The sequence below is a fragment of the Agrobacterium sp. CG160-95 genome (genome assembly GCF_053521725.1).
Window position 1 is genome coordinate 704,367 of the sequence record NZ_JBNWDU010000001.1, and the last position, 25,034, is coordinate 729,400.

Annotated in this window: 25 protein-coding genes; 9 read left to right on the top strand and 16 right to left on the bottom strand. The window is 59.7% G+C overall.

The window, feature by feature from the left end:
* Positions 1-187 precede the first annotated feature (187 nt).
* Entirely contained in the window at positions 188-940 is a 753-nt protein-coding gene (locus tag ACQZ63_RS03595) for a TlyA family RNA methyltransferase (protein WP_019564205.1), read from the top strand.
* Entirely contained in the window at positions 937-2,187 is a 1,251-nt protein-coding gene (locus ACQZ63_RS03600; RefSeq protein WP_025592642.1) for a class I SAM-dependent RNA methyltransferase, read from the top strand. Before ACQZ63_RS03595 ends, ACQZ63_RS03600 begins: the two co-directional genes overlap by 4 nt.
* Here ACQZ63_RS03600 and ACQZ63_RS03605 read toward each other — a convergent pair whose 3' ends face one another.
* The 3 genes from ACQZ63_RS03605 to ACQZ63_RS03615 form a co-directional block, all read right to left on the bottom strand.
* Positions 2,188-2,502, bottom strand: coding sequence for a hypothetical protein (locus ACQZ63_RS03605; protein WP_003511727.1), 315 nt, complete (start codon positions 2,500-2,502; stop codon positions 2,188-2,190).
* Positions 2,503-2,592: 90 nt separating this feature from the next.
* Positions 2,593-3,351: a crotonase/enoyl-CoA hydratase family protein gene (locus ACQZ63_RS03610; RefSeq protein ID WP_019564207.1), complete on the bottom strand. Its 759-nt coding sequence runs from the start codon at positions 3,349-3,351 to the stop codon at positions 2,593-2,595.
* Positions 3,352-3,361: 10 nt separating this feature from the next.
* On the bottom strand, positions 3,362-5,146 hold the full coding sequence (locus tag ACQZ63_RS03615; RefSeq protein WP_111783289.1) for an acyl-CoA dehydrogenase: 1,785 nt from the start codon (positions 5,144-5,146) through the stop codon (positions 3,362-3,364).
* A 223-nt stretch (positions 5,147-5,369) separates the two neighbouring features.
* Between ACQZ63_RS03615 and ACQZ63_RS03620 the strand changes: the two genes are divergently transcribed.
* Positions 5,370-6,365 (top strand): transporter, encoded by a 996-nt coding sequence (locus ACQZ63_RS03620; RefSeq protein ID WP_113555971.1) that lies wholly within the window; start codon positions 5,370-5,372, stop codon positions 6,363-6,365.
* A gap of 103 nt (positions 6,366-6,468) precedes the next feature.
* On the opposite strand, the gene ACQZ63_RS03625 is transcribed toward ACQZ63_RS03620, so the two are convergent.
* The 4 genes from ACQZ63_RS03625 to ACQZ63_RS03640 form a co-directional block, all read right to left on the bottom strand.
* Complete coding sequence (locus ACQZ63_RS03625) at positions 6,469-6,993, bottom strand: BA14K family protein (protein ID WP_113555973.1); 525 nt, start codon at positions 6,991-6,993, stop codon at positions 6,469-6,471.
* 224 nt (positions 6,994-7,217) lie between these two features.
* Entirely contained in the window at positions 7,218-7,682 is a 465-nt protein-coding gene (locus ACQZ63_RS03630) for a BA14K family protein (protein WP_003511718.1), read from the bottom strand.
* A 181-nt stretch (positions 7,683-7,863) separates the two neighbouring features.
* On the bottom strand, positions 7,864-8,946 hold the full coding sequence (locus ACQZ63_RS03635; protein WP_013635587.1) for an FAD-binding oxidoreductase: 1,083 nt from the start codon (positions 8,944-8,946) through the stop codon (positions 7,864-7,866).
* Between the two features lie 7 nt (positions 8,947-8,953).
* On the bottom strand, positions 8,954-10,198 hold the full coding sequence (locus ACQZ63_RS03640) for an aromatic ring-hydroxylating oxygenase subunit alpha (RefSeq protein WP_013635586.1): 1,245 nt from the start codon (positions 10,196-10,198) through the stop codon (positions 8,954-8,956).
* Positions 10,199-10,530: 332 nt separating this feature from the next.
* On the opposite strand from ACQZ63_RS03640, the gene ACQZ63_RS03645 reads away from it, so the two are divergent.
* From ACQZ63_RS03645 to ACQZ63_RS03655, 3 genes are all read left to right on the top strand, one after another.
* The gene (locus ACQZ63_RS03645) at positions 10,531-11,139 is read left to right on the top strand and encodes a DUF6656 family protein (RefSeq protein WP_112681551.1); all 609 of its coding nucleotides are present in this window, start codon (positions 10,531-10,533) and stop codon (positions 11,137-11,139) included.
* 64 nt (positions 11,140-11,203) lie between these two features.
* Entirely contained in the window at positions 11,204-12,181 is a 978-nt protein-coding gene (locus tag ACQZ63_RS03650; RefSeq protein WP_112155197.1) for an L-threonylcarbamoyladenylate synthase, read from the top strand.
* Positions 12,182-12,229: 48 nt separating this feature from the next.
* The gene (locus ACQZ63_RS03655) at positions 12,230-13,663 is read left to right on the top strand and encodes an FAD-binding oxidoreductase (protein WP_003511708.1); all 1,434 of its coding nucleotides are present in this window, start codon (positions 12,230-12,232) and stop codon (positions 13,661-13,663) included.
* Between the two features lie 27 nt (positions 13,664-13,690).
* Here the strand turns inward: ACQZ63_RS03655 and ACQZ63_RS03660 are convergent, their stop codons facing one another.
* Positions 13,691-14,209, bottom strand: coding sequence for a hypothetical protein (locus tag ACQZ63_RS03660; protein WP_003511706.1), 519 nt, complete (start codon positions 14,207-14,209; stop codon positions 13,691-13,693).
* A 288-nt stretch (positions 14,210-14,497) separates the two neighbouring features.
* Here ACQZ63_RS03660 and ACQZ63_RS03665 point away from each other — a divergent pair, with 288 nt between their 5' ends.
* From ACQZ63_RS03665 to ACQZ63_RS03675, 3 genes are all read left to right on the top strand, one after another.
* Entirely contained in the window at positions 14,498-15,655 is a 1,158-nt protein-coding gene (locus ACQZ63_RS03665; protein WP_003511704.1) for a PA0069 family radical SAM protein, read from the top strand.
* Positions 15,656-15,993: 338 nt separating this feature from the next.
* On the top strand, positions 15,994-16,647 hold the full coding sequence (locus ACQZ63_RS03670) for a ribonuclease HII (protein WP_019564214.1): 654 nt from the start codon (positions 15,994-15,996) through the stop codon (positions 16,645-16,647).
* 137 nt (positions 16,648-16,784) lie between these two features.
* Entirely contained in the window at positions 16,785-17,474 is a 690-nt protein-coding gene (locus tag ACQZ63_RS03675; protein ID WP_113555975.1) for a permease, read from the top strand.
* A gap of 218 nt (positions 17,475-17,692) precedes the next feature.
* Here ACQZ63_RS03675 and ACQZ63_RS03680 read toward each other — a convergent pair whose 3' ends face one another.
* The 8 genes from ACQZ63_RS03680 to corA form a co-directional block, all read right to left on the bottom strand.
* Positions 17,693-18,178 (bottom strand): F0F1 ATP synthase subunit B, encoded by a 486-nt coding sequence (locus ACQZ63_RS03680; RefSeq protein WP_003511699.1) that lies wholly within the window; start codon positions 18,176-18,178, stop codon positions 17,693-17,695.
* Between the two features lies 1 nt (position 18,179).
* On the bottom strand, positions 18,180-18,821 hold the full coding sequence (locus ACQZ63_RS03685) for a F0F1 ATP synthase subunit B (protein ID WP_003511698.1): 642 nt from the start codon (positions 18,819-18,821) through the stop codon (positions 18,180-18,182).
* Between the two features lie 81 nt (positions 18,822-18,902).
* Positions 18,903-19,130: a F0F1 ATP synthase subunit C gene (locus ACQZ63_RS03690; protein WP_003494147.1), complete on the bottom strand. Its 228-nt coding sequence runs from the start codon at positions 19,128-19,130 to the stop codon at positions 18,903-18,905.
* 73 nt (positions 19,131-19,203) lie between these two features.
* Complete coding sequence (locus ACQZ63_RS03695; protein ID WP_003511697.1) at positions 19,204-19,953, bottom strand: F0F1 ATP synthase subunit A; 750 nt, start codon at positions 19,951-19,953, stop codon at positions 19,204-19,206.
* A gap of 61 nt (positions 19,954-20,014) precedes the next feature.
* Positions 20,015-20,380, bottom strand: a complete 366-nt coding sequence (locus ACQZ63_RS03700) for an AtpZ/AtpI family protein (protein ID WP_003511695.1) — start codon at positions 20,378-20,380, stop codon at positions 20,015-20,017.
* A 270-nt stretch (positions 20,381-20,650) separates the two neighbouring features.
* The gene (locus ACQZ63_RS03705; protein WP_003511694.1) at positions 20,651-21,802 is read right to left on the bottom strand and encodes a cell wall hydrolase; all 1,152 of its coding nucleotides are present in this window, start codon (positions 21,800-21,802) and stop codon (positions 20,651-20,653) included.
* A gap of 146 nt (positions 21,803-21,948) precedes the next feature.
* Positions 21,949-23,868, bottom strand: a complete 1,920-nt coding sequence (locus ACQZ63_RS03710; RefSeq protein ID WP_013635578.1) for a potassium transporter Kup — start codon at positions 23,866-23,868, stop codon at positions 21,949-21,951.
* A gap of 15 nt (positions 23,869-23,883) precedes the next feature.
* Positions 23,884-24,861, bottom strand: coding sequence for a magnesium/cobalt transporter CorA (gene corA / locus ACQZ63_RS03715; RefSeq protein WP_065661583.1), 978 nt, complete (start codon positions 24,859-24,861; stop codon positions 23,884-23,886).
* Positions 24,862-25,034 lie beyond the last annotated feature (173 nt).

Below are 25,034 nucleotides of genomic sequence, written 5' to 3' on the forward strand. Positions count from 1 at the left end.
CAGGTTCCGACTGGCCGCACGGGCCTTGCAGACAAAGTGCAATACAAGCCTTTATATTGGATTAATCGCATATGCTGTTTAACGACCACGAAACGACCCTGCGCTGCGGCAAATGGTGCCGCTGCGAAGCCTTGCGCGCGATAAATCGCTTGCATCTGCGGGGTTTGGCGGTCATTGACACGGGACCATGTCCAAAACACCTGAAAATGAACGGCTTGACCAGCTTCTTGTTTCGCTCGGCCACTTTGCCAGCCGCTCGCGTGCGCGCGATGCGATTGCGCGCGGCACCGTGAGCGTTAACGGGAAAACGGCCACAAAGCCCAGCCAAACCGTTGCCGGAAACGTCAAGATCGCCATTACCGATCCGGCGCAGGCCTATGTTTCCCGCGCCGCCCTCAAGCTTACCGCCGCGCTCGATCACTTCGGGCTCGATCCGAAGGGCCATGAATGCCTCGACGTCGGCGCCTCCACCGGCGGCTTCACCGAGGTATTGCTTCATCGCGGCGCAAAACACGTCACCTCCATCGATGTCGGCCACGGGCAGATGCATCCACGGATCGAGAACGATCCGCGCGTGACCAATCTGGAAGGGCTGAATGCGCGCTTCCTGACAACCGACGACATTGATGACCGGTCCGTGGACTTCATCGTCTCCGACGTGTCCTTCATCTCCATAAAGCTCGCCCTTGCCCCGGCACTCGCACTTGCCGCCTCCGGCGCGCAAGCGGTTCTGCTGGTCAAGCCGCAATTCGAGGCAGGCCGTGATGCCATCAGCAAGGCCGGGCTGTTGAAAGAGCCGGAAACGGCGCCTGCCGTTGCTGCCGAACTGGAACGCTGGCTCGTTGAAGACATGGGCTGGAAGAGCCTCGGTCTCATCCCCTCGCCGATTTCCGGCGGCGATGGCAATATCGAATTTCTTCTCGGAGGCGAAAAGCCATGAGCACGCAGACCGTCAGTATCAAGAGCCTTGGCGCCCAGGGCGACGGCATTGCGCACTGTCCCGACGGCCCGGTCTATGTGCCCTTCGCCCTGCCCGGCGAAACGGTGGCGATCGCCAAGGTCAAGGATACCGGCACCATCATCTCGATTGCGGAAGCCTCCACGGATCGCCGCGAACCCGTGTGCCGCCACTTCGGCCCCGAGGGCGTTAACGGCACCTGCGGCGGCTGTTCGCTGCAGCATTTTGCCGACCAGCCCTACCACGCCTTCAAGCGGGAGCTGGTGGTTTCGGCGCTGAGATCGAAAGGCCTGACGCCGCCAGTAGACGATCTCGTCATCTGTCGCCCCGGCGAGCGCCGCCGCGCGGTGTTTGCCGCCCGCAAGACGGAAAAGGGCCTGCTGCTCGGCTTCAACCAGGCAAACAGCCATCACATCGTCGCCATCGAGGAATGTCCCGTCACCTCGCCCGGTATCGTCGCGCGGCTGGACGCCGTGCGCGCAATCGGCCTTTCCCTTGCGTCGAATGCAGAACCGTTCCGCATGACCGTTCTTGAAACGCTTTCGGGCCTCGACATTTCCGTCGACGGCATCAAATCCGTCGGCGACAAACAGCGGCGCACATTGACGGAAACGGTGCTGGCTATGCGTGGCATCGCCCGTGTCGCGCTATCAGGCGAAATCCTGATCGAACCGCAAAAGCCGATCATCGAATTCGGCGGCATTCCGGTTTCCCCACCGGCCGGCGGTTTCACGCAGGCAACCAAACAGGCCGAAGACGCCATGGCGGAACTGGTGCTTGCCCATGTTGGCAAATCCAAACGCATCGCCGATCTCTTCTGCGGTTCCGGCACGTTTGCGCTGCGGCTTGCGCGCGTCGGCCGCGTGCATGCGGTTGAGGCAGAGGACAAGCCGCTGAAAGCGCTCGATTTCGCCGCGCGCAACACGCAGGGCCTGAAACCCGTCAGCATCGAAAAGCGTGATCTTTTCCGCCGGCCGTTGATGACGAGCGAAATGAAGAATTACGATGCCGTTGTGTTCGATCCGCCGCGCGCCGGTGCGGAAGTCCAGTGCAAGGAACTTGCGCGCAGCGCGGTGAAGAAAATCGTCGCCGTCAGCTGCAATCCGCTGACGCTTGCGCGCGACCTCGCCATTCTGGTGGAGGGCGGCTATCGCGTCACGCGCGTCACGCCGGTCGACCAGTTCTTGTGGTCGCCGCATGTGGAAGCGGTGGCGACGCTGGAGAAATAATCACCAGGCGGTGTCAACAGTGCCGTTGCCGACCACGCCCGAGCAACGGCAGGCGCCGCCAACGCGGCCCTGTTCGATGGGGCAGACATAGGGCCGACGACGATTGGCGCTGTCCGGTGGAGTGATGACGCAAACGAAACGCGCGCGGCGCTGGCGATCGCGGGAATTGCCGGAGTAATAATTCGGGCTGTCGTCTTGCGTGGACTGCGCCAGAATGACGTTATTGCTCGAACCCGGCAAAGGCACGGTCGCCGCTGCCTCTGCGACAGTCGCAGCGGAGAGGAGGACGGTCAGGGCGAAAACAAAGTGACGCATGGCGGGTGGCCTTCGAAGGATGACGTTGCGTTATCTAACCCAAGCCATATTACCCGGTTCCTTAACCGCAAGGAATTCCTGCCGGAACGCTTAACGCCGCATGAATGCCTCGAAAGCGGCCCGCGCCTCGGCACTCTGCAATTGCGCGGTGAAATGGCGGGCTTCCTCATCGATGCGGGCCAGCACATCCGCCGGATTGCCGCGCACGAGATCGCGGGCAATCTTCAGCGCCTGCTGCGGCTTGGCGGCAAGCCGCGTGGCAAGCGCCAGCGTTTCGCTCTCGACATGTTCCGGCGCCACGACTTTCCAGATCATTCCGGCCTGCAAGGCCTGTTCGGCGGTAAAACCTTCGCCCATGGCCAGCAGGGCAAAGGCGCGCTGATGGCCGATGAGCTTTGGCGCAAGCAGGCTGGACGCAGCTTCCGGCACCAGCGCCAGATCCACAAACGGCGTCTTGAACAGGCTGCGGTTGGAGGCAACGGTCAGATCGCAATGCAGGTTCAGCGTCGTGCCGATGCCGATGGCCAACCCATCGACGCCCGAAACCAGCGGCTTTTCGAAGGTTGCCAGCGCCTTCAGAAGATCGAGCACCGCGAGCTTGCCCTTTGCACCAGACATGGCGAAGGCAAGAAAATCGGCCATGTCATTGCCGGCGGAAAAGCAGCCTTCCGTACCCAGAAACGCGACGACACGGATATCCGGGTCTGCATTGGCGGCCTTCAGAGCCTCTGCCATGCGCAGATACATTGCATCGGTGATGGCATTTTTCTTTTCCGGCCGGTTGAAGCGGATGGTCATAACGTCAGGCGCATGACTGACCCGCTCGACTAAAATATGGTCGTCCGACATGGTTTTCTCCTTAACCCAGTACGGCGCGGGCGGCGGCAAGGCTTGCTGCACCGGCAATGACGCGATCCCTCAGCGCTGCCGTTTCCGCCAGCAGGTTTTCCGCCGCAAACCGGCAGAGCGATGCGCGATGCGCTCCCCTGCCGTCATCCACCTGGGCCAGGGCGCCCTTGGCAAGATAGGCTCCGGTGAGCGCCAGCCCGAAGAGGCGCTGATAGGGCGTGGCACCGGCGAGCGCGGTTTCGGTTTCGCCCGCTTTCAGGCGTTCCAGCAACCAGTCGGTCGCCGTTTCTAGATCGGTGAGACTCGTTTCGAGATAACGGGCAGTCTCGCCGAGATCACTGCGGTTCGAGGCAGCAGTTCGGGCGACGATTTCACGCAATTCTGCGATGAAACCGCGCACCTGTGCGCCATCGGAAAGCGGCAGCTTGCGCACCACCAGGTCGATCGCCTGAATGCCGTTGGTGCCTTCGTAGATCGGCGCGATGCGGGCATCGCGCAGGTAACGCGCCGCACCGGTTTCCTCGATGAAACCCATGCCGCCATGCACCTGAATGCCCATGGAAGCGACATCGACACCGGCATCGGTGGAGAAGGACTTGGCGATTGGCGTTAAAAGAGCTGCGCGCTCCTGCCAGTGAGCGCGTTCAGCCACGTCCTCGGCGGCATGCGCCATATCGATGGCGTGGGCGCAGTTGAAGGAGATGGCGCGCGCACCTTGCGTCAGCGCTTTCATCGTCAACAGCGTACGGGCGATATCGGGATGCTCGATGATCGGGCTCATGCCCGAACCCTGCCAGCCGGGCGCCTTGCCCTGCGTGCGTTCCCTGGCGTATTCGATTGCCTTCTGTGTCGCCGCCTCGCAGATCGCCACGCCCTGCATGCCAACGGCAAGGCGGGCGTTGTTCATCATGGTGAACATGCAGGCGAGACCCTTGCTCTCCTCGCCGATCAGCCAGCCCAAGGCACCCTTCTCTTCGCCAAACTTTCCGTCCCCGAAGATCATCGTGCAGGTGGGCGAACCGTGAATGCCGAGCTTGTGCTCCAGCGAATGGCAGAAGACGTCGTTGCGGCTGCCCGGCGTGCCGTCGTCTTCGGGCAGGAATTTCGGCACGAGGAACAGCGAAATTCCGCGCGTGCCGGCCGGCGCATCCGGCAGGCGGGCGAGAACGAGGTGGATGATATTGTCCGCGGCGTCATGTTCGCCCCAGGTGATGAAAATCTTCTGCCCGAAAATGCGGTAGGTGCCGTCACCATTACGCTCGGCACGGGTTTTCAGCACGCCAAGGTCCGATCCCGCATGCGGTTCGGTGAGGTTCATCGTGCCGGTCCATTCGCCGGAGACGAGTTTGGGAAGATAGATGCGCTTCAGGTCGTTGCTACCGTGGGCAACGAGAGCTTCCACCGCGCCCATGGTGAGCGTCGGCGCAAGCGCGAAAGCCATGGAACCGGAATTCCACATTTCGAGTGCGGCGACGTTCAGCATATGCGGCAGGTTCTGGCCGCCGAATTCTTCCGGTGCGGTGAGGCTGTTCCAGCCGGCCTCAGCCCAGCGCCGGTAAAGATCGGCCCAGCCGTCCGGCGTTGAGACCTTGCCGTCGCTCAGCCGCGCGCCCTGTCGGTCGCCTATATCGGCAAGCGGCGCGACCTGCTCGGTGGCGAAACGGCCGGCCTCCTGTAATATGGCATCGACCACATCTTCACCGAGGTCTCCCAGAGCACCTCTGGACAACGCGTCTTGCAGACCCGCCACATGTTTGAGTGTAAAGGCGATATCATCCACCGGCGCGGTATACATGCTGCCTCCTCCCGAAGCTCTTGCCTATCGTGCTGTTGCTTTCGGGCTAAATGATTTTTACGTAAACGTCAATTTGAAAATTCCCGCCTTTTCAGCGGGATTGTTATAAAACTGTCAAATGAATTTGCTCAGCATGCGCTGACAGGTGCCGTGCCACCGCTGCCGTTTCCGTTTTGGGGCGACGGACGCCTCCCCTCCCATTCCGCCGGTCAGGACTGCCACGATGGATCTCATAACGCCCGCTATCCCCGGCCTTGTCTGGGCCTATCAATTCCACCCCGGAACGGCGCCATGCCGGCGGCTTGCGCCCGATGCGGGCTTTGGCGAGATGGCGCAATGCGAGGGCTTCTTCTGGCTGCACCTCAATCTCGCGGATCAGCGGGTGGCGGGCTTTCTCGAAACGATCGATGGTCTCGATCCGGCAGCGCTGGCAAGCCTCACCACCCATGAAACCCATCCGTCCATCACGGTGGATGAAAAGTCACTTTATGGAACGCTGGTCGATTTCCAGCGCGAGTTCGATCAGGAAACGCGTGATTTCGGTTGGCTGCATTTCGCGGTCAGCGACCGTTTCATCATTACCACCCGTCTGCAACCGTTGCGCTCAGTGGACCGGCTGAAAGCGGCAGTCGACAAGAATTCCAACCGCTACCTCACGCCGGCCCATGTCTTCGAAGGCCTCGTCGCGGAGTTCCAGCGTTCGCTGATCAGCCTGGTGATGGAAACGACCGAAGAGCTGAATGCCATCGAGGATCTGGTCTATGACAGCGAAAACCGCGACGAGCGGCGGCGGCTTGCGCCGCTCAGGCGCACGGTCGTTCGCCTCCACCGGCATCTGCGCACGGTGCTCACCCTGATGCGGCGGGCGTCTGCCGCCGATGAGGACGAGATGCCTGACGGTTTCGAGGATGTCGCCTCGCGGCTGATGGGCCGCCTCGAGGCCGTCGATCACGATGTCTACGCCCTTCAGGAACGCGCAAGGCTGCTGCACGAGGAAATCGATTCCAAGCTCTCGTCCGAAACCAACCGGCATCTTTATATCCTGTCGCTGATGACGGCATTCCTGCTGCCGCCATCGCTGGTCACTGGCTTCTTCGGCATGAACACGGATGAGTTGCCATTTACGGTCGGCACCGGCGGCACGATGGCGGCCAGCATCTTCATCGTGATTTCGGTTATGCTTGCCTGGTTCGTGCTGAAGCGGGCGCACATTCTGTGAAAACAAAAAGCCGCCCGTATCCGGGCGGCTCGTAATAACTATCAGGCTGGTCAATCGCTACTCCGTCTTGCCGGATGAAGGCCGGAGTGACGGAGTAGTGCTATCAGCTGTAAGGCGAATAGCAGGGCTGGCGTGGGCCATTGTAGGGCTGGAACGTGTTGCTATAGGCATCGTAGGACCGATACCGGCCATAGCACCAGTTCACATGCGCCTGGCTCATGCCGGCACGACGGACCGGACGATATTCGCGGTAGACCGGACGCGGGCGATATTCCGGAACCGGACGGTAGACTTCGCGCGGCTGCGACAGTGCGCCGCCGATGATCGCGCCCGTCGCAAAGGCTGCGAGCGGGAACCAGTAACCGTCGTGGTGACGATAACCCGGGCGGTAGTCGCGATAACCGCGATGGCCGCCGTACCAGCCGCGGCGTTCGCCGCCCCAGCCGCCACGATTGTCACGATCGCGCCAGTATTGCACATTGACGACATTCTTGTCGGCATCGTTACCCAGGGTCTCGACACTCTTCGGCGCCATCAGCAATGGCATTGCCTCAGCGGGAACAATCGCTCCTGCAACCACGATTGCAGAAAGACCGACAGCCAGGATATTCTTCACATAGCTTCTCATCTGACTTCCTCCATTCACGACGGTCGACAGGCCGTTGCACGTGAATAATTACACCTTTTTCTTTTTATCCAGCCAGTTTGTCGGTGCTGGCTGGAACATCACAGGTTGCAGGCTAGGCGCTTTCGCCTGAACCCAGCATTAACGGCGTTGTCACGCTTCGGTTACCGAAACTCGCCACCCGAAAACAAAAGCCCGGATCAGATTCGGGCTTTCGAAAGGCGTGCTTAGCGGCTGTATGGAGATACGCATACACGACGCGGACCGCTGTTCGGCTGGTAGCTGTTATCGTAGGCGCGGTAAGAGCGCCAACGATTCTGGCACCAGGCAACATGGCTGCCGCCATAAGCCGGTCTCGGCTGCGCCATGGCACCGCCAATGATTGCGCCAGTGGCGAAGGCCGCCAGCGGGAACCACATTCCGTTGTGATAGCGGTAGCCCGGACGGCGGTCGCGATAGCCGCGATGGCCGTTATAATATCCGTCCCGCGACGGGCGCGGACGATACATGCGGTCGCCGTATCTACGGTCACCTCGGCGGTCCCATTCACGATACTGCACCGGCACTACATTCTCGGTTGAGATTGCCGGTTTCGCCATCGGAACAGGCGCCTGGAACGCCTGCGACGGCGTGAAGCTTGTCAGGAACAGGACAACCGCCGTAGCGACGCTCGTCGTGCGGAAATTCATCATGATCTTTCCTCCGTTTGCTGTGGCGCGTTGAACCGCGCTTTCTAACTACTCGGTCTTGTCGGAGGTAGGGGCAGCCCCATTGAAACACCCGAAAAGAATTCGATGACGTGCAAACGAGTTTTAAGACCTTTGGTTCCGGTTCAAAAATAGATTCCCGCATAAGACGCAGGATTTCGTGCGCTCAGGCTTCCACCTTCACGTCGGTCAACGGCCGCGAGCAGCAGGCGAGAATATAGCCTTCATCGATTTCGTCATCGAGAATGCCGCCATTGTGGTTCATCTCCACCTCGCCGGAGAGCTTCAGCACCCGGCAGGTGCCGCAAATCCCCGATTCGCAGGCGGCACCGATGCGCACACCGGCGGCGCGCGCCGTCATCAGAACGGTCTGGCCGGGCTGGCACGGCACTTCCTTGCCGGAAAGCGTAAACCCCACCATCGAGAGTGCTTCGCCATCCGCCACGGTATGAATACTCTCGCCCACAGCAACCGGGGCGGCTGGCGAAAAGCTTTCCTGGTGGTAACGGCTCATGTCGAAGCCGGAAGCATCCAGCATGGAGCGGATGGCGGCCATGAAAGGCTCCGGTCCACAACAGAACACCGTGCGATCCATGAAATCAGGCGACAGAAGCGCAATCTTGGCCTTGTCGACCATGCCCTTCAAGCCGGACCAGAGATCAGTGCGGCCGCAATTTTCCACGATGAAACCGAGCGACAGTTTCGGCATGAAGCGGGCAAGATATTCCAGCTCGTGACGGAACACGATATCGGATGGCGAGCGCGAGCAATTGATGAAGGCGATGTCACTCTGCGGCGCGCGGTCGCTCATGTCGCGCACCATCGACATCATCGGCGTCACGCCGGAGCCGGCCGAGATGAACAGGTATTTGTCGCCGGGATGCCGGACATAAGAGAAATCGCCGAGCGGGCCGAGTGCCCGGATTTTCATGCCGGGCTTCAGATTGTCGAACATCCAGCGCGTGCCGATGCTGGTGGCCTGCGCCTTGACCGTGACCGACAGCGCATAGGGTCGCGACGGGCTGGAGGACAATGTGTAGGTGCGGTAGAGCGGCTCCTTGCCTACCGGCAACTCCAGTGTCACGAACTGGCCCGGCAGGTAACGGAACCAGTTCTGATCCTCCGACCGGAACAGGAATGTCATCACGTCAGGCGTCTCGGGCGTCACCGAAATGCATTCCAGCAGGTGGAGCTTGTCGCTCCACGGCTTCATCTCGTCTATGTGCTTGTAGGTCACAGCCATATTCATCTTCGCGTTACGCTACTGCCGAAAGGCGGGCCTTGTCGCCCGACAGCCGGTCAACCATGAAATCGGCATACCAGTTGACGAACTGCATCACGCCGCCCTCGTCTTCCATGGAATAGGGGCCGGGCTGGTAAGCGGGCGAACGGATGCCGAAGGCGTTTTCCTCGACGATGCGGCGGTCCTGATCGTTGGTTTCGTTCCAGACGTGCGTGAGATCCTCGAGATCGTAATCCACACCTTCAACCGCATCCTTGTGCACCAGCCATTTGGTAGTGACCATGGTCTCATTGGCGTTGAGCGGCAGCACGCGGAAGGAAATGGTGTGGTCGCCGAGGAAGTGGTTCCAGGTCGTCGGATAATGGAACAGAAGCAGCGCGCCGATATGGCTGATGCTGACATCATCCGAAAGCGGCCGGCGCACGGCGCGTTTTCCCGACATGGTGTAGCTTTCCGCCTCGCCGATCAGCGGCATGCGGGCAACACGGAACTGGCCTTTCGGATCGATCTTGAAGCGGCTCGGCAGGCCGGCAGCCTCGCAGCGTGCCCAGTGGCCACCGATCTCGGGATCGCTTGCACCACCGTCCGTACCCGTAACGCTCGGGTTTTCAGGATAGGTGCGGCAGAGTTCCGGATGGTTGGCGGCGCAATGGTAGCACTCGCGGTTGTTTTCCCAGACGAGCTTCCAGTTACCCTTTTCGATGATCGTGCTTTCATGCGCGACCTTGGCTTCCCAGATGCGATGCGGCGCCATGTAGCTTTCGACCTCGGCGCGCATCGGCGCGAAATCGGCGGGCTGGTCTGCCAGGCAGATGAAGACGTAACCGGCAACGGTTTCGCAGTGGACCGGCTTCAGGCCGAATTCAGCCTTGTCGAAATCATCGCCCATATGGCGGGCAAACAGCAGCTTGCCGTCCAGATCGTAAGTCCACTGGTGATAGGGACAGACGAGGCGTGCGGACTGGCCCTTATGAGAAGAGCAGACGCGGGAACCGCGATGGCGACAGGAATTATGGAGGGCGCGAATCTGTCCATCGCGACCGCGAATGATGACGACGGAATAGGCGCCGACCTGAACGGTGATGTAATTGCCGGCCTTCGGCACTTCGCAATCATGGCCGACAAACAGCCAGTCGCGGTACCAGATGGTTTCCATGTCCAGATTGAAATAATCCGGGTCCGTGTAGAAAGACTGTTCCAGGCTGAAGCCTTCGCGGCGGTTCTTCAGCTGACGCAGTACGGTATCACGCAATTCCATGGCCAAATCCTCGATCAAACCGCCCTGCCCCACACCATTTATCGGACTGCGGAAGTGTGATCCCATCTAAACATCAGCGTTCATTTGCGGTAGCGCAGACAGCGACATCGGCTTCCGCATTGGCGACAAATTGCGACATGCGCCAATGGCCGTTGCACGCCATTCCGCTGCGAAATCCGGCAGCTATTCCCCGCCGGAAACCACGTCGCAATATGACGCATGATGTCGCGCAGCTCCCTCTCTACCCGTTAAAAAACGGGGGGTGTGGCGCAACGGAGTTTTAACATGCCCTAAACTATATTGCCTGATCGACAACAACGAGGGCGTTCCGGGTGGAGAAGGCGACACGCATACGTTATTTCGATGCCGGCAAACATTCGGTCGCGCCGATACGTTCAAAGACCGCGCATTCGGATTTCCTGCGAACCGGGCGCATCAGCCGCTACGAAGAACGCTGGCTGCCGAGGGAACGCGTCTATTACAGCCATGAAGAAGTGGCGGCGATGACCGGGCGCAAGCTCGAGGCTGCTGCCGACGCCACCCATAGCCGTCTCAATGGCTTTCACCAGTCCATCCGTTTTCCCAAGATGGTTTTCCACCATCTGCTGGATGAGCGGCCGCATCTCGGCTATTGCCATGTCACGGCAGCGAAAACCAGTTTCGACGCCGAGCGTCATGTGCTCTGGTCATTCTATTTCGCGAATTTCTTCGCCGAGTTGAGCGGGGCCGAGAACTTCTTCGAAAACATCGATGCGCGCTATTCGCGGATGTATTTCGCAGTCGCCATCAACGCGCTTCCAAACAAGAACGTCGCCATCGATACCTCCTTCCATCGCGGCGGCCTGCTGTTCCAGACCCACGACCCGCGCGTAGCGCTCAAAAACGTGCTTATGCTCGGCGCCCGCTCGGACGAGATGCGCAAGATCATCAAGGCAATATAAAAGCCACGATAGCGCTTTCCATAAGGCCCTGAAATACGCTATTGACGCCCTGAAAGGCAGCATCATGGCGCGTCATATCGATATCGAAAACGAGCGGGAAACCGCCTTGCAGGCGGCTGTCGAGGAGCTTTCCCGCGGCCAGCCAATCGCCCTGCCCACGGAAACCGTCTACGGCCTTGCTGCGGACGCCACCGATCCGGCGGCCATTACCCGCATTTACGAAACGAAAGGCAGGCCGCAGTTCAATCCGCTGATCTGCCATATGGCCGATATCGCCATGGCCGAACGTTATGCGGTTTTCGATCCCGTGTCGCGACGCCTCGCCGAAGCCTTCTGGCCCGGCCCGTTGACGCTGGTTCTGCCACTGAAACCGGCAAGCGGCATTCACTCACTCGCAACGGCCGGGCTCGATACCGTCGGCATTCGCGTTCCGCAGGGTTTCGCCGGTGATCTGATCCGCCGGTTCGACAAACCTCTTGCTGCGCCCAGTGCCAATAGTTCAGGCAAGATCAGCCCCACTAGTGCCGCCCATGTCGAGGCTGATCTCGGTAAAAGGATCAACCTCATTCTTGATGGCGGTGCTGCCTCCGTCGGTGTCGAATCCACCATCGTCAAAGTGGAAGACGACGGGCGGGTGCGGCTGCTTCGTCCCGGCGGCATCGTCACCGAGGAGATCGAGCGCATCACCGGAACCCAGCTCGAACGGCCGGAAAAGGCATCAGCTGCCATCGAGGCACCCGGAATGCTCGCCTCGCATTATGCGCCCGGTGCAGCTGTTCGCCTCGACGCGACGTCCGTTTCTTCCGACGAGGCACTGATCCGGTTCGGCGGCATCGCGGTTGAGGGACAAGAGACGGCCCGTACCGTTCTCGACCTCAGCCCTTCCGGCGACCTTGCCGAGGCGGCCGCCAATCTGTTCGATTATCTCAAAGCAGCCGATGCGAGCGGTGCCGCGACAATCGCGGTCACAACCATTCCCGCACACGGTCTTGGAGAGGCGATCAATGACCGCCTTTCCCGCGCCGCCGCGCCGCGAGGCTGACGGTACTTCACCATTTCGCCCACCGTTTGAAATGACAGCGAGACGCCAATGACAATCGCAGCCCCCTCCTCCGACATCCTCGACCGCTTCACTGCCATTGTCGGCGAAAAAAACGCGGTGCGCGACGCTGTGGAAATGGCGCCGCGTCTTGTGGAAAATCGCGGGCTTTACCATGGTGCGTCACCGCTGCTGCTCAAGCCCGGCACTGTCGAGGAGGTTGCAGCCATCCTGAAGCTCGCCAGCGAGACCGGCACGCCCATCGTGCCGCAGACCGGCAATACTGGCCTTGTGGGTGGCCAGACGCCGCGTGCTGACGGAACCGACATCATCCTCTCGCTCGAGCGCATGAACCGTATCCGCGACATCGATCCGGTCGCCAATACCATCGTTGCGGATGCCGGCTGCATTCTCGACGACATCCACAAGGCCGCATCGACCGTGGAGCGGATGTTCCCGCTGTCGCTCGGCTCGCAGGGCTCGTGCCGCATCGGCGGTAATCTGGCCACCAATGCCGGCGGCACGGCAGTTCTCGCTTATGGCAATATGCGCCAGCTTTGCCTGGGGCTTGAAGTGGTGCTGCCGACAGGTGAAATCTGGGACGGGCTTCGCCGGCTGAAAAAGGACAATACGGGTTACGATCTGCGCGATCTCTTCATCGGTTCGGAAGGCACGCTCGGCGTTATCACCGGTGCGGTGCTGAAGCTTTTCCCCGTGCCGCTCGGCCATCAGGTGGGTTTTGCCGGTCTTCGATCCACCGACGATGCGTTGAAGCTGTTCGAAATGGCGTCGAACCTCTGCGGCACAGCGCTGACCGGTTTTGAGCTGATGCCGCGCATCGGCGTGGAATTCACCGCCAAACATATTCCCGGCGTGCGCGATCCGCTACAAACGCCGCATGACTGGTACGCGCTCATCGATATCTCCACCTCCGATTCGGCTGAGACGGCTGAAACAATGATGCAATCGCTGTTGGAGCGCGGTTTTTCGGCCGGGCTGGTCGAGGATGCGGTGATCGCTTCATCGGAAGCGCAGCGTCAGGCGCTCTGGCATATGCGCGAAAGCATGTCGGATGCGCAAAAGCCGGAAGGCGGCTCTATCAAACACGACGTTTCCGTTCCGGTGTCGAAGATACCGGAATTCATGGCAACGGCGGAAAAGGCCGTTCTTGCCGCCATTCCCGGCGCCCGCGTCTGCGCCTTCGGCCATCTGGGCGATGGCAACATCCACTACAATATTTCCCAGCCGGTTGGTGCGGACAAAGCTGAATTCATCGGTCGCTGGCGGGATATGAACGAGATCGTGCACGGCATCGTGCTGTCGCTCGGCGGCTCGATTTCGGCCGAACATGGCATCGGCCAGTTGAAGCGCGACGAGCTGGCCGCGATCAGGCCTGGCATTGAAATGGACCTGATGCGACGCATCAAACACGCCTTTGACCCCGCGGGCATCATGAACCCCGGCAAGGTGATCACCGCCCGCTAGGGACAGCAGCTTCATCATCGTTGCAGGTTAGTTGGAAGTTCTCGCCGTCCAGGCGGGAACCAGTTCCGCATTCAGGCGGCGCGGCTTTTGCGCGTGCACGAGCTGTGTCAGGCCCATGCCGGATTTTGCGATCGCCACTGCATGTTTCTTCGGCATCAGGTAGCCGCATTCCAAGGGAGGACGGCGGCGCACTATCCGGCTGAAAAAGGGCCGCTTGTGATACCGGGACGGCGAGAAACGCGCGGGCTCCGCACAGACAGCCACATATTCAAGAATCTCTTCGATCCAGCCGCTCTGCGGACGCGCACCCGGTTCGACCAGCAGGATCCAATGCCCGCGCGCCGAGCGCATGACATCCTCAATATCCCACTGCGCATAAAAACGGCAGCCAGCGGCATCGGCGACGCGCGACGATCCATCGCGCGAACCGTGATCGAGGATCACAACGTCGCTTACCAGCCCTTCCACGGCCCCGGTTACAAGCGCAGACAGCGTATGCGCCAGTTCCGGTTCCTGATCCCGGCATTCCATTATGACTGTCAACATATGCATAGCTCTAACGCATCGCACAATAAATTGCCACTGCACTGGATGTCAGAAAATCCGCGACCGTTCAGGCTTAACTCTAACCCACCTTCAGGTGGGATTGATACAAACAAGACCCCGGCCGCGGGTTGGTCAGCTATCGATTTTGCATTTTTTGTTCTTGTAATGTTCTCATTTTTACGGTAGGAATTTAATCATTCGAAGAGGCAATGAAACGCCGGTTCGAGTGGAAACGGTTTAGGGCGTTGGCTTGCCTTGAGAGGCGTGCTGCACCCTGGGAGCATCCAGATGAGAGACCATACGCTTTCGGGGCAGGCTGCTTTCCAGCCGAGCCATACGCCTGACATTGCCAATGCGTTGGCCGATGCGTCGGGCCTGCGCATCGAGATCGACCGTCGTCGAGGGCGTGGCGCCGGACTTAACCCGGGCGGGCGCTTCGAGGCCCTGCAGCGGGAGGTTTTCGACGATGGCTGGCAGACCCTCGAGGAGCTGCCGGAGTTCCGCACCGAAGTGCAGGTGGAAAAGCCGCGCAGCATCATCAGCCGCAACGAATCGCCTGACATCCCTTTCGACCGTTCCATCAATCCCTATCGCGGCTGCGAACATGGCTGCATCTACTGTTTCGCCCGTCCGACGCACAGCTATATGGGGCTCTCTGCGGGGCTGGATTTCGAGGCGAAGCTTTTCGCCAAGCCGGATGCGGCAAAGCTGCTCGAAAGGGAGCTGGCGAAGCCCGGCTACAAGCCGCGCGTCATTGCCATCGGCACCAATACCGACCCCTACCAGCCGATCGAGCGCGAATGGCGCATCATGCGGCAGATACTGGAAGTGCTGGCAAAGGCCGACCATCCCGTCGCCATCGTCACCAAATCGGCCCTGATCAAGCGGGATATCGATATTCTCGCGCCCATGGCCAAGAAAGGTCTCGTCAAGGTTGGTATTTCCGTGACGACGCTGGACCGCAAGCTGGCACGCAGCATGGAACCGCGCGCCGCCACGCCCGAAAAGCGGCTGGAAGCGGTCAAGGCGCTGACGGATGCCGGCATTCCCGTGGCGGTGATGATGGCACCCGTCATTCCCGCACTCAACGATCATGAGATCGAACGCATTCTCGAAGCCGGCAAGGCCGCTGGCGCAACGGAGGCCTCCTATGTGCTGCTGCGCCTGCCGCTGGAGGTCAGCCCGCTCTTCCGCGACTGGCTGCTGCGCAACTATCCGGACCGCTACCGGCATGTCATGTCGCTGGTGCGCTCCATGCGCGACGGCAAGGATTACGATGCGGAATTCGGAAAACGCATGAAGGGTGCTGGTCCCTATGCATGGCAGATCGGCAGGCGTTTCGAAATGGCGACGAAACGGCTTGGCCTCATCCGCCGCGGCATTCACCTGCGCGACGATATCTTCGTGCCGCCGGGAGGTGCCGGCGTGCAATTGTCGCTGCTTTGAAAATATGAGGCCCGCTTGGCCGATCGAAGGCGCATTACGATGCGCGCAACGATACCCAGCGGTGCAGACACATAAGGAGTGGTGGCCCTTTCCTGTTGAAGGAGCCACGCTCTTGACGAAATGCCCGGCGGGTTTTCCCTGGCCCGTCGGACATCACCCCCCGGAACCCGCCGCCTCGCGTGCGATCGTTTTTCCTCCGCCGCCCCGTTGGAGGATCAAAGGTCATGACGACCTAAGGGGCACGGTTGGCCACGCCCCTTGACCCGGCTGGCCGCGCCCGTCATCGCCCGCTTCCGGGGGCTTGCAGGAGATCGGGTGTGTGTGCAAGTTTCTGCCGCATGAAACGCCGCACCACACCCGATTCTCCTGCCCTCTTTGATCTCGCCGATACGGGCCCAGATTTCTCCTTCGAACTTGAGGCCAGGAAGAAGGGGCTTTGGCCCGTGGCCGGCACGGATGAGGCAGGCCGGGGGCCTCTCGCGGGACCAGTGGTTGCGGCAGCTGTCATTCTCGATCCCGACAACATTCCTGGTGGTCTTGACGATTCCAAGAAACTGACCAAGCTGAAACGGGAAAGCCTGTTTCTGCAAATCATGGAAACATCGATCGTTTCCGTCGCCTCCTCTGGCCCCGGCCTTATCGACACCATGAATATCCTGCGCGCCAGCCTCGACGCGATGCGTCGCGCCGTACTCGGCCTCGAAATCTCCCCGGCCCTCGTGCTGGCAGATGGCCGCGACAAGCCGCCGGGCATCACCTGCGAGTCAAAGGCCGTCATCAAGGGCGATTCCCGCTCCCTCTCAATCGCCGCCGCTTCGATCATCGCCAAGGTGACCCGTGACCGGATGATGGAACGGGCCGGTGTAGTGCACAGCTCCTATGGTTTCGAAGGCCATGCGGGTTACGGCACACCAGCCCACCTGCGCGCCATAGAAAGCCATGGGCCCTGCCCGCTGCACCGGATGAGTTTCAGGCCGCTGAAGCAGGATTGATCGAAAACCACGATCCTGAAGCGGAGAATGCGGTCTCGCCCCGGATTTCAGCGCCCTGCCATGAGGTGACGATCTCCGTCTCCACTGGTAGAATTCTATCTCAATGCGTGGACTTGACGGGCTTTGGGAGAAGAGATTTGGATTTCATGAAACTGTTGAAGTCGCTCGAGGAACTTCTCTACGAGCTGGTTTCATGGCTCCTCTTCTATCCGCTGACAATGTGGCGATCGGTCGTCGCACCGCTCAGCATGATGCGCTACGCCGATAGCGAACTCGCGGATCGGCTCGAGGACCAGTATGACGACACACTGAGTCCACCCCTCTTCCTCCTGATCACTCTGCTATTTTCGCAGGGGCTCTCCGCCTCCCTTCCGACCATTTACGATCCCACATTGGCCGCCCGGGAGCTTGGTTCGGGTTCGAACCTGCTCATAGCGCGTGGCGTTATATTCGGGATTTATCCGCTGTGTATGGCCGTCACGCTTCTGCGGTGGAAACGGGTGAGGATCACCCGAAACTCCCTGCGTCCGCCGTTCTTCAGCCAATGTTACGTGGCTGCGCCGTTTACATTTGTCCTGGTTCTGGGTTTCGATTTTGCATCCATGCCTCTGGAACATGGCCTTACGTTCGGGCTCGCCATTATCGCGCTCGCCACGATCTGGTATGCGCAGGCACAGATACGATGGCTGATGCAGAATCTTGGCTTGGGTGTCGCGAAAGCAGGCCTGGCTTTCAGTGGCGCATTTCTGGTTGCCACCGCGGCAGCTTTTGTACTGGCGGTGCTGATAGCGCTCGAGGCCAAGACAATCTATCCCGCGATCACTTAACAAGCCTCGACAAATTGGCCGCCGCGAATTGCCGGCCAGCATCCAGTCCTCAAAGCCGATGCTTTTTCTCCAAAGGTCGACAGACATCGATAGACACGCGGCAAGCCGGCACCACAGTGTGCAACCGCGAGCTTGCCAACACCGCCCGTGGTTGAGGCATAAAACAAAAAACCCCTCGCGGCGGGTGCCGGAGGGGTTTTGAATAGCCCGAGATGAACTTAGTTCAGCTTCGACTTCACTTCGCCAATGGTGTTGGCGAAAAGTTTGGCCTTTGCGGCAGCGGTGGTCTTTTCGGCAATGAGCTTCTCGGAAGCTGCAATGGCGATGTCCACGGCGGCGGCACGAACGGCGCCGATGGCGTCTTCTTCGGCCTGCTTGATCTTCTGTTCCGACAAGGCCGTGCGGCGGACGACGAATTCTTCCGTCTTCTGCTTGGCTTCGGCGGTCAGCGCGGCCGCTTCGCGTTCGGCAGCGGCAACGATGCCTGCGGCTTCAGCTTCGGCTTCCTTGCGCTTGCGCTGGTATTCGGCCAGCAGGTGCTGTGCCTCTTCGCGCAGACGCTTGGCTTCGGCCAGTTCGTCCTGAATGTTCTGTGCGCGCTCGTCCAGAGACTTTGAGAGCATGCCCGGAACCTTGAGATAGGCGATCAGGACGAAGAAAAGGACAAGACCGACAAGAGCGAAAAATGATGCATCAAACGCCATATCAGGCTCCCTTCACAGTCGAAGCGGCTGCAATGGCGGCCTTGACGTCGGCATCCTTGACCTTGGCGCCAACCAGCTGGTCAACGATTGCGGTCGCGGTTTCCTCGGCAATGGCGCCGACATCCGCGAATGCCTGATCCCTGATACCCGCAATGCGCTTTTCGGCGGCGGCAAGCTTCTCGGCAAGTCCGGCTTCGATAGCGACGCGGTCGGCATCGGCTTTCGCCTTGGCGGCGTCACGTGCCGCGGAGCCTATCGAGCTTGCCTTGGCGCGGGCTGCCGCGAGTTCTTTTTCATAGGTTTCGACGGCTGCGTCGGCTTCGCTTTTCAGCCGTGCCGCTTCATCGAGATCCTGTGCAATGCGCCCATGACGGTTTTCGAGAATGCCGCCGACGCGAGGAACGATGACCTTCTGCATGAGCAGGTAGAAAAGGCCGAACGTGATCGCCAGCCACAGGACCTGCGATGCATAAGTAGACTGGTCGAACGGCGGGAAAACGCCGGAAGCACCGTGTTCGGCGCCGTGCGCTACACCGGTTTCCGTGTGCGTGGCTTCCGGTTGCGGCTGGCCGACAGCCGGAGTTTCCGTATGCGTTTCACCTACGGTCGGTGCTGACTGGGCATAAGCCTCGGTCACGAACATGCTCACCTCCAGGGGGACTGCAAATGCGAAGGATCACGGCACGCAATTTGCGCGAGCCGTGATCCAGACCTGATGCCGTTATTAGACAGCGAACAGGAGAAGGAGAGCTACGAGCAGCGAGAAGATGCCCAGAGCTTCCGTAACGGCGAAGCCGAATACCAGACGGCCGAACTGGCTGTCGGCAGCAGAGGGGTTGCGCAGTGCGCCGGAGAGGTAATCACCGAAGATACGGCCGAGTGCGAGGGACGTACCAGCCATGCCGAGGCATGCGAGACCTGCGCCGATGTACTTTGCTGCTTCCGCTTCCATGTGAGACTCCTTGAGATATTGGTTGTTGCGGCTATCTTTTGGCGCCCGTTGCCGGGGCCAGCGACTTTACTTCTCAGTGACCACCATGCACGGCGTCGTTCAGGTACATGCAAGTCAGTACCGCGAACACATAAGCCTGCAGGAAGGCAACGAGAAATTCGAGAGCGGTCATTGCGACCGTCATGATGAGAGGCAGGACTGCACCGCCGATACCGAGCGCGCCGAGCGCACCCATGGAGGCGACGAAGCCTGCGAAAACCTTGAGCGTGATGTGGCCAGCCAGCATGTTCGCGAAGAGACGAACGGAAAGGCTGATCGGACGCGACAGGAACGAAATCATTTCAATTGACGCGACAAGCGGCAATAGCGCTTTCGGCACGCCAGAAGGTGCGAAGATGCCGAAGAAATGCAGACCGTGCTTGTAGAAACCGTAAACGACGACCGTGCCGATGACGAGGCAGGCAAGCGCGAAGGTGACGATGATCTGGCTGGTGACCGTGAAGAAATACGGGAACATGCCGAGAAGGTTCGCAGTCAGCACGAACATGAACAGCGAGAATACGAATGGGAAGAACACCATGCCCTTTTTGCCGGCGCCTTCGCGCAGCATGGAGGCGATGAATTCATAGGACATTTCAGCAACGGACTGCATGCGGGTCGGGATCAGACCGCGGCTCGACGTTGCGAAATAAAGGAAACCGGAAGCGGCGGCCACGGTCGCGACCATGAAAAGCGACGCATTGGTGAAGGAAAAATCGACGCCGCCAATTTCGATCGGAATGATCGGCTGCACCAAGAACTGATGGGTCGGATCGTTTGCCACCGGCTGCCCTCTTTAACCTGTCGCCGCTCATGGCGGCATCTCAACTGCAAGAAAAAACAGCTTAAACGCCGTCTTTTCCACCCTCGTCTCGCTTGTCGGCTCTCTCAAGCAGCGGCGGCTTTGCCACCGCGCCCGTGGAGCGCAACACATTCAATACGCCTGCGCAGAAACCGAGAAGAAGAAGAACGATCATCCCCCACGGCGTCGTGCCGACAAAATAGTCCAGAAGATAACCCAGCATAGCGCCGACCACGATGGCCGAAATGAACTCCGATGAGAGCTTCACCGCCATCGCAAAGCCTTTCCGGCTTTCCGCGGCATTGGTCTCCGCCCTCACTTCCGCCTCATCCTCCGCCTTCACCTTTGCCAACTCTTCGGCAAGGCGCTTGCGACGCTCGTCCAGACTATCGTCACGGTTGCCAGTCATCTTAAAATCCCACCCATTTTCTCCGTTCCAGCCATGCCAGAACCCTTTGGAGTTGTAAACGGTGACGGATTAAGCCTGTTCCAGCCCGCTCTGAAGTCGCGCGCAACATAGTTTTAGGGGCTTCGCTAGTCAAGGCACTGGCGAAGCTTGTTTTTTGACAAATTAAATATTTAAAAACAAAGGCTTAACGCCAAATCGCAGTTTGTCGACGATGTTTCCCCCGGGAATCGGCATTTTTGACACGCAAATTGCGACAAATTGGCGGTGGTATCAGCTCCAGCCGCCACCATAGGTTCGATAAAAGACGTGCAAGCCAATCCTGCCGACCTTCTTCATGGATTTTCCCCAGGCGGGACGAACATAGACGGCATGATAGTGAGTCGCCGAGCCCACTTCCGTCAGCCAGATTTTGCCGGCGGTGGTTGCCATGGCCACTTCGCGCGCCATTTTCCAGTGACGTTCGGAATTCACCCGGTCCTTTATATTATCGCAGGCGAAGGAGAACTGGCAGCGGTTGCGCCAGTCCTTGTTCTGATAAACCACACCGCAGATGGTTTTCGGATAAGCGGGGTTGCGCACGCGGTTAAGGATCACCTGTGCCACCGCCGCCTGTCCCTTGACCGATTCACCGCGCGCCTCGAAATAGATGCCGGATGCGAGGCATTGCTGTTCGGCTGCGGAAAACACGGCAGCGGGCAGCGGCGTTGCCGCCCATGCGTGATCGTCCGCGCCGATCAACGGCACGAAGCGGCCGGCCTCCGGCTTTTTCAGAATGGCGTCGAACGGCGATTCACGGGCGAAATCCGGTTCGGCCGGCGCGTAAGCCGTGGCGAGAATATCGGGAGTCCTGTTGGTGACGAGTTCCGCCAGCATCGGAGAGACGCTTTTGTCCGCCTTCTTTTCATCACGGCGGAAATAGAAGGAGGCAAGTTTGACGTCGCTGCCGCGTTTCGGTTTCACGAAAGCCGTGCGGTCCTTGCGCTTCAGCGGCTCTATATCCAGCATGCTGGTGCGTTCCAGCACGGAACCGGCGGTGAAGGCCTTTGGCGGCTGCATGATTTCGGTTGCGACGATGCGACCCTTCTTGGCGGCACGGTTGACGCGCTCGCTGTCGGGTGTCGTCTCGTCACCCTTCTTGTTGGTAACGAAAGCCACCTTGCGGCCATCGGGCAGGGTCATGCCGCTGCCATGCAGCGCCGCCTCCCCTTCCGCATCGTTAAAGGTGAGCGAGGCATTATGGACAGAGCCTGCCGGAGACGCGGTCAGCACCATGCGCCATTGCTCGCCGCCATTGTCCAGCCCTGCCAGCAGGGAGGCCAAATCCGCGCGTGCGGCAATGGAAGGAAAGACGAGCCAGGCAGCTAGGCCGAAGACAACGGGTGAGGTCCATGCCTGAAGGGACGCAAAGGACCGACGACGCATTACTCTTTTCGAACGCAAAACCAGCACTCCGAACACCAGGAACCATATTTGTTACAGGTGTTCGAGAATCTCTTATTAACCTTGATGCTTGGTTAACGCCGCGCGTGGGCGCGGCTTCACGTTAATGTGTAACCACCTTCTAATAATCAGACGACGACGTGAGACCCGAGTTCCACCACGCGGTTGGCCGGAAGGCGGAAGTAGTCCGAGGGATCGGCGGCCGTTTCGGCAAGCGCGATGAACAGTCGGTTCTGCCAGCCGGGCATGCCCGATTTCGGATCCGGCACCAGCTTGCGGCGACCGAGATAAAACGAGGTGGACATGATGTCGAACTTGTAACCCGTGCGCCTGAGGTAACCGAGCGCCTGGGTGACGTTCTGCGTTTCCATGAAGCCGAAATGCAGTTCGACTACGGCAAAACGATCGCTCAGCTTCGTCAGTGTGTAACGATTTTCGGGGCGGACGCGCGGCTGGTCTTCCGTGCGGATCGTCAAAATCACGTTCTTGTCGTGCAGGACGTGGTTGTGCTTGAGATTGTGCAGCAATGCAGCGGGTGCGGCATCCGGATCGCCAGTCAGGAAAATCGCTGTGCCGGGCACGCGCACCGGCGCATGGGCGCTTTCCTTTTCCACCGAAGCCACGAAAGCCTTCAGCGGCACATCGCTGCGGCGGGTTTTGGCGAAAAGGATTTTCGAGCCGCGCTGCCAGGTGGTCATGATGATGGTGAAAGCGATTGCCAGCAACACCGGCACATAGCCGCCATCATGTATCTTGAGCAGGTTTGCACCGAGGAAAATCAGTTCCAGCAGCAGAAGCGGCGCCAGCACGCCAATCGCCAGCCAGATGGACCACTGCCAGCGCTTGCGAACGAATTCGAAGAACATCATGCTGGTGACGACCATCGCGCCGGTAACGGAAATGCCGTAGGCGGTGGCCAGTGCATCCGAACTCTTGAAGGTGAGCACCAGTGCGACGACGCCGAACAGCAGGATGGTGTTGACGGCAGGAAGATAGATCTGCCCGGTATTGGTTTCCGAAGTGAAGAGGATTTCCATGCGCGGCAGATAGCCGAGATGGATCGCCTGACGCACGAGCGAGAACGCGCCTGTTATAACCGCCTGGCTGGCGATGATGGTGGCGGCGGTCGCCAGAATGACGGCCGGCAGGATCGCCCATTGCGGGAACATCAGGTAAAACGGATTGGACATCGCCGCCGGGTCCTTGAGAACCAGCGCGCCCTGACCGAGATAATTCAGCGTCAGTGCCGGGAAAACCAGACAGAACCATGCCCACTGGATGGGACGGCGGCCGAAATGGCCAAGATCGGCATAAAGCGCTTCAGCACCGGTGATCGTCAGGAAAACCGCGCCCAGCACGACGATGCCATAAAAGCCTTCGTTGGCGAGAAACTCGACCGCATGCCAGGGGTTGAAGGCATAGAGAATGCCGAAATCATCGGCGATGTGAATGAGGCCGGCTACACCCATGACCAGGAACCAGACGGCGGTGATCGGTCCGAAGAATTTCGCCACCGTTCCCGTACCGTGCGATTGGATCGCGAATAGGCCGATGAGAATGCAGACGGAGATCGGAATAATAAAGTCGTCCATCGCCGGAGTGACGAGCTTCAGACCCTCCACCGCCGAAAGCACTGATAGCGCCGGCGTGATCATGGCATCGCCCAGGAACAGGGCTGCGCCGATGAGGCCGAGCACGATGAGAACGCTGCGGTGAGTGCCCGCCGTCTTCATCAACAGCGCCAGAAGCGAGAGTGTGCCGCCCTCGCCGTCATTGTCGGCGCGCAGCAGGAGCGTGATGTATTTGAACGTTACGATGATCGTCAGAGACCAGATCATCAGGGATGTCAGGCCGATGACTTCTTCTCTCGTCACGCCATCATAGGCGATCGGCTTTAGCGCTTCGCGGAAGGCATAGAGCGGGCTGGTGCCGATATCGCCGTAGACGACGCCGATAGAACCAAGGATCGCGGCATAAAGCCCCTTGTTCTGATGCTTGTCATCCGAATCCGGCTTCTCGGTAAAGTCCTTGTCTGCGATTTGAGACATGATGATCCTGGCTCCTTAGAGCCAGCCCTTCCAACGGAAAAAGAGAAACGGGATGATTGCCGACATCAGCATGACGACGAGCGCGAGTGGATAGCCAAACGTCCAGTTCAACTCCGGCATGAGCTGAAAGTTCATTCCGTAAACCGACGCCACCAGAGTGGGCGGCAGGAACACGACCGACGCGATCGAGAAGATCTTGATGATGCCGTTCTGCTCGATGTTGATGATGCCGAGAGAAGCGTCCAGCAGGAATGTCAGATTGCCGGAAACGAAAGAGGCATGTTCGCTCAACGACTGGATATCCCGACCGATCGATTTGCTCTGTTCCCTCGCTTCCTTGTCCTGCTGGACCTGTGCACTTGTGGACAGGAAAGTCTGCAGGCGTGCAAGGGAAGCAAGGCTGTCGCGAACCTTGGAGATCAGCCGGTGATAGGCGGCAATGTTCGTCAGTCGGTCTTCTAGATAACGCGGCGCCTTGCGCTTGCTGCGCGCCTGGCTGCCGAGAAGATCGGCGGCGAGATTGTCGATGCCTGCCACCGAGTTTTCGAGAATTTCTGCCGTGCGATCGACGATGGTTTCCAGCAGTTTCAGCAACAGCGCGGTGCCGCTGCGCATCTCGTGCGGCACGCGGGTAATGGCGGCGGTGAAGAGGTGGAATGATTTCGGCTCGGCATAACGGATCGTCACAAGGCGCTTGCCGGCAAGAATGAAGGCGACATCTGTCAGGCGCGGACCGTCGGAATCTGCCTTCCAAACCAGAGAGGCGGTCATGAAGACGTTGCCATCTTCCATGTAAAGGCGGCTGGAAGGTTCGATATCCTTCAAATCCTCGCGGGTGGGCAGCTCAAGCCCCAGCAGTTTTTCAACATACTGCTCTTCCGTCCTCGTCGGATTGATAAGGTCGATCCAGACGATATCGTCGGGAATCTGTTCACGGCCGTCGTCTGGCGACAGGCTGATCGCCTCGCAGTTGGCGCGATAGGCTTTTATCAATCCGTTTCTCCGGTCCGCATCGCTGGCTTCAGCCGCAATGCTGCTTAACATATCCTGTTCAAGGTCGGCAAACCTTTGGACGACACTTCAGGGAACACCGGAACGAGCGGGATTTTCACATCCCGCCGGACTGACGGACCAAGAACCAAACGGCGCAGGGCTATGCTCCCAAA

Bases quoted from the DNA above. Each gene is read 5' to 3' on its own strand.
- ACQZ63_RS03595 (WP_019564205.1), top strand. From the start codon at position 188: ATGTCCAAAACACCTGAAAATGAACGGCTTGACCAGCTTCTTGTTTCG.
- ACQZ63_RS03600 (WP_025592642.1), top strand. From the start codon at position 937: ATGAGCACGCAGACCGTCAGTATCAAGAGCCTTGGCGCCCAGGGCGAC.
- ACQZ63_RS03605 (WP_003511727.1), bottom strand. From the start codon at position 2,502: ATGCGTCACTTTGTTTTCGCCCTGACCGTCCTCCTCTCCGCTGCGACT.
- ACQZ63_RS03610 (WP_019564207.1), bottom strand. From the start codon at position 3,351: ATGTCGGACGACCATATTTTAGTCGAGCGGGTCAGTCATGCGCCTGAC.
- ACQZ63_RS03615 (WP_111783289.1), bottom strand. From the start codon at position 5,146: ATGTATACCGCGCCGGTGGATGATATCGCCTTTACACTCAAACATGTG.
- ACQZ63_RS03620 (WP_113555971.1), top strand. From the start codon at position 5,370: ATGGATCTCATAACGCCCGCTATCCCCGGCCTTGTCTGGGCCTATCAA.
- ACQZ63_RS03625 (WP_113555973.1), bottom strand. From the start codon at position 6,993: ATGAGAAGCTATGTGAAGAATATCCTGGCTGTCGGTCTTTCTGCAATC.
- ACQZ63_RS03630 (WP_003511718.1), bottom strand. From the start codon at position 7,682: ATGATGAATTTCCGCACGACGAGCGTCGCTACGGCGGTTGTCCTGTTC.
- ACQZ63_RS03635 (WP_013635587.1), bottom strand. From the start codon at position 8,946: ATGAATATGGCTGTGACCTACAAGCACATAGACGAGATGAAGCCGTGG.
- ACQZ63_RS03640 (WP_013635586.1), bottom strand. From the start codon at position 10,198: ATGGAATTGCGTGATACCGTACTGCGTCAGCTGAAGAACCGCCGCGAA.
- ACQZ63_RS03650 (WP_112155197.1), top strand. From the start codon at position 11,204: ATGGCGCGTCATATCGATATCGAAAACGAGCGGGAAACCGCCTTGCAG.
- ACQZ63_RS03655 (WP_003511708.1), top strand. From the start codon at position 12,230: ATGACAATCGCAGCCCCCTCCTCCGACATCCTCGACCGCTTCACTGCC.
- ACQZ63_RS03660 (WP_003511706.1), bottom strand. From the start codon at position 14,209: ATGTTGACAGTCATAATGGAATGCCGGGATCAGGAACCGGAACTGGCG.
- ACQZ63_RS03665 (WP_003511704.1), top strand. From the start codon at position 14,498: ATGAGAGACCATACGCTTTCGGGGCAGGCTGCTTTCCAGCCGAGCCAT.
- ACQZ63_RS03670 (WP_019564214.1), top strand. From the start codon at position 15,994: ATGAAACGCCGCACCACACCCGATTCTCCTGCCCTCTTTGATCTCGCC.
- ACQZ63_RS03680 (WP_003511699.1), bottom strand. From the start codon at position 18,178: ATGGCGTTTGATGCATCATTTTTCGCTCTTGTCGGTCTTGTCCTTTTC.
- ACQZ63_RS03685 (WP_003511698.1), bottom strand. From the start codon at position 18,821: ATGTTCGTGACCGAGGCTTATGCCCAGTCAGCACCGACCGTAGGTGAA.
- ACQZ63_RS03690 (WP_003494147.1), bottom strand. From the start codon at position 19,130: ATGGAAGCGGAAGCAGCAAAGTACATCGGCGCAGGTCTCGCATGCCTC.
- ACQZ63_RS03700 (WP_003511695.1), bottom strand. From the start codon at position 20,380: ATGACTGGCAACCGTGACGATAGTCTGGACGAGCGTCGCAAGCGCCTT.
- ACQZ63_RS03705 (WP_003511694.1), bottom strand. From the start codon at position 21,802: ATGCGTCGTCGGTCCTTTGCGTCCCTTCAGGCATGGACCTCACCCGTT.
- ACQZ63_RS03710 (WP_013635578.1), bottom strand. From the start codon at position 23,868: ATGTCTCAAATCGCAGACAAGGACTTTACCGAGAAGCCGGATTCGGAT.